The sequence below is a fragment of the Kitasatospora sp. NPDC001159 genome, assembly GCF_053598235.1.
Genome location: NZ_JBSFJV010000284.1, coordinates 1 through 1,324 on the forward strand (window position 1 = coordinate 1; position 1,324 = coordinate 1,324).

2 protein-coding genes, 1 pseudogene and 1 CRISPR repeat array are annotated in these 1,324 nt (G+C 73.3%); all 3 genes and pseudogenes read left to right on the forward strand.

Annotation, left to right across the window (positions count from 1 at the left end):
• Positions 1 to 79 (forward strand): annotated as a pseudogene (locus ACWC9T_RS41890) (transposase); the annotation flags it as partial.
• Positions 80 to 95: 16 nt separating this feature from the next.
• Positions 96 to 552: direct repeats of the CRISPR family, unit length 29 nt; unit sequence GTCGGCCCCGCACACGCGGGGGTTGCTCC.
• A gap of 193 nt (positions 553 to 745) precedes the next feature.
• The gene (locus ACWC9T_RS41895) at positions 746 to 889 is read left to right on the forward strand and encodes a hypothetical protein (protein WP_449826261.1); all 144 of its coding nucleotides are present in this window, start codon (positions 746 to 748) and stop codon (positions 887 to 889) included.
• Between the two features lie 107 nt (positions 890 to 996).
• Positions 997 to 1,324, forward strand: a 328-nt coding sequence (locus ACWC9T_RS41900; RefSeq protein ID WP_449826262.1) for a hypothetical protein, incomplete at its 3' end; no start/stop codon positions are given.

The window sequence follows — 1,324 nt, forward strand, 5'->3', positions numbered from 1 at the left end:
CCTGCAGTACCGGCCCGACACCCTCGACGGCTTCATAGCCGGCACCGGCCTGACCCTCGACACCCCAACGTCACCCTGACGAGCCGAAGTCAGTAGTCGGCCCCGCACACGCGGGGGTTACTCCTACATGAGCTTCCAGGCGGCGCGCTACCCGGTAGTCGGCCCCGCACACGCGGGGGTTGCTCCTCGTCCCAGAACGCGGCGACCGGCCGGTACGGGTCGGCCCCGCACACGCGGGGGTTGCTCCTCGCGGTAGACGACGCGCTCCTGCTCGATGGCGTCGGCCCCGCACACGCGGGGGTTGCTCCATCACGGTGTCGACCAGGCGCTGCTGGACGTAATCGGCCCCGCACACGCGGGGGTTGCTCCCAAAGCCGGACGAGCGGACCGGGGTGGTCCCGGTCGGCCCCGCACACGCGGGGGTTGCTCCCGTAAGCCGCATCGTCGCCAAGTTCCGCCGAGGTCGGCCCCGCACACGCGGGGGTTGCTCCAGGATGGTCAGCGCGGTGACGGCGAACCCGAAGTCGGCCCCGCACACGCGGGGGTTGCTCCCCGGTCCGCACCCGCGCTGACGCGAGCGCCGGCTTCCACCGCGCGTTCGCCGAGATTCAGCGCACCGCCACCGCCGTCGACCCGGCGCGAACCCGAGGACCAGTTCGCCCAGGGCCTCGCCGAGAAGGCCGACCAGGAAGAGGCCGCGGCCCTCGACGCATCCCTGATCGGCGACCTCGCCGCCGTCTCTGAGGTGATCGCCACCTACCGCCACCGTCTGGTCCTGCGTACCGACGAGCAGGCGATGGAGTCGCTGGCCGCGCCGATCGGCGGGCAGCAGTGGACCCCGGCCGCCGAGGCCTTCGCCCGGGTGCGCGCCGTCGGCGGCGACCGGTGACCAACCAACCCGAGCAACCGGCGCCGCCGGGCCCCTCTCTGGCCCGTGAGGGCCGTCCGGCCTACCGGGGGCGAGTAGTCTCGGCCGCGTAGGAGAGGAGTGCTGTCATGAGTCAGCCCGTGCAGGACGGAGTCGAGCTGATCCCCCGGCCCGACCAAAACCCGACCGCGCTCAAGGCCGCCCTGGCCGTCGTCGCCGCGGACCGCCTTCCCGAGATGATCGACGGGCAGACGAGGGCCATGGCCGAGGCCATCGCCACGGGCAGCGTCCAGCCGATCCGGGCCTTCGTCGCGCACTGGGCCGCTGTGGTGGAGATCGAGCGGCACCCGGCCACCGCCCGGGCCTACCACCGGGCGAACTACCTCGCGAACCACGCCGGCACCGTCCAGGAGTGCCGGGAGCACGCCACCACCGTCGCCGAGCTCTACCGCGCCG